1 protein-coding gene is annotated in these 1,443 nt (G+C 39.7%); it reads left to right on the top strand.

Annotated features, from left to right (window positions below):
* The first annotated feature begins 84 nt into the window (after nt 1-84).
* The gene (locus SAY88_RS24495) at nt 85-1,434 is read left to right on the top strand and encodes an IS1182 family transposase (protein WP_332635058.1); all 1,350 of its coding nucleotides are present in this window, start codon (nt 85-87) and stop codon (nt 1,432-1,434) included.
* Nucleotides 1,435-1,443 lie beyond the last annotated feature (9 nt).

Genomic DNA, 1,443 nt, shown 5'->3' with positions numbered 1-1,443 from the left:
TCAATAGCCTTTTTTTGTAGCTATTAATCCGATTATTCAGGTGAATATAGTATAATATAGATAGAATAATCGTGAGGTGATCATATGTTACGTCCTATCCGTGAAAAACAAATTGAATTAGAAATGGTTTCAATTGATCAACTTGTTCCAGAGGATCATCTACTGCGAAAGATTGATGCTACAATTGATTTCTCGTTTATTTATGATAAAGTAAGACCTTTTTATAGTGAAGATAACGGCCGTCCTCCGGTCGATCCTGTCATGTTATTTAAGATGATGTTTATTGGATACCTTTACGGGATTCGTTCCGAAAGACAACTTGAAAAAGAGATTCAAACCAACGTAGCTTACCGTTGGTTCTTAGGGCTGGGTTTAACAGATTCTGTGCCCCATCATTCCACAATTAGCTTTAATCGTCATAAACGGTTCAAAGATACAACGGTTTTTCAAGATGTTTTTGATGAAGTGGTCCTTCTGGCAGTCGAACACCGTATGGTAGGAGGGCGTGTACTATTTACGGATTCTACTCATTTAAAGGCAAATGCAAACAAGCGTAAGTTTGTGAAAGAAACGGTTCAAGTAGAGACTCAAGATTATATTAAGGAATTAGATCAAGCTATTGAGGAGGATCGAAAAGCTCATGGAAAAAAGCCCTTACCAAAAAAGGTCAAGGAGGTGGAAGGAAAGGAAATTAAGGTTAGCACAACCGATAAAGATAGTGGTTATATGTTCCGGGATGGGAAGCCCGAGGGCTTCTTCTACTTGGACCATCGTACGACCGATCTCAAATTTAATATCATTACGGATGTGCATGTGACACCTGGTAATGTTCATGATTCTCGACCTTATTTAGATCGTTTAGATCGTCAATGCGAGCGGTTTGGTTTTGATTTAGAAGCAGTTGGTCTTGATGCTGGTTACTTGACTGTGCCTATTTGTCATGGGCTTGATAAGAGAGAAATCATGGGTGTGATTGCTCATCGACGCTTTTCATCTAAAAAAGGTTTGTTTCCAAAATGGAAGTATACATATGATGTTGAATCTGATACTTATACTTGTCCAAACGCTGAAACGTTGACTTATTCTACCACTAATCGTGAAGGGTACCGACAATATCATTCTAACCCTGAGACTTGTAAAAGTTGTCCTTTACTTTCTCAATGTACAACTGCTCAAAACCACAAAAAGATGATCACTCGACATGTTTGGGAGGGCAGTAAAGAAAAAGTTAGAGAAAATCGCCTTTCTCCAGAAGGAAAGGTTATTTATAAAAAGAGAAAAGAAACAATAGAGCGAAGCTTTGCGGATGCGAAACAACTCCACGGGCTTCGCTACTGCCGGCTGCGTAGCTTGAAGGGCGCTAACGAACAAGCGCTGATGACAGCTGTAGCACAGAACATAAAGAAGATTGCCAACCACCTCACCAAAGGGTGAGATGGCTGG

The sequence above is a fragment of the Halalkalibacter flavus genome (assembly GCF_036663575.1).
Lineage (GTDB): Bacteria > Bacillota > Bacilli > Bacillales > Bacillaceae_D > Halalkalibacter > Halalkalibacter flavus.
This window is presented reverse-complemented; position numbering and strand designations above follow the sequence as displayed.

Coding starts and splice junctions, on each gene's coding strand:
- SAY88_RS24495 (WP_332635058.1), top strand. CDS start 85: ATGTTACGTCCTATCCGTGAAAAACAAATTGAATTAGAAATGGTTTCA.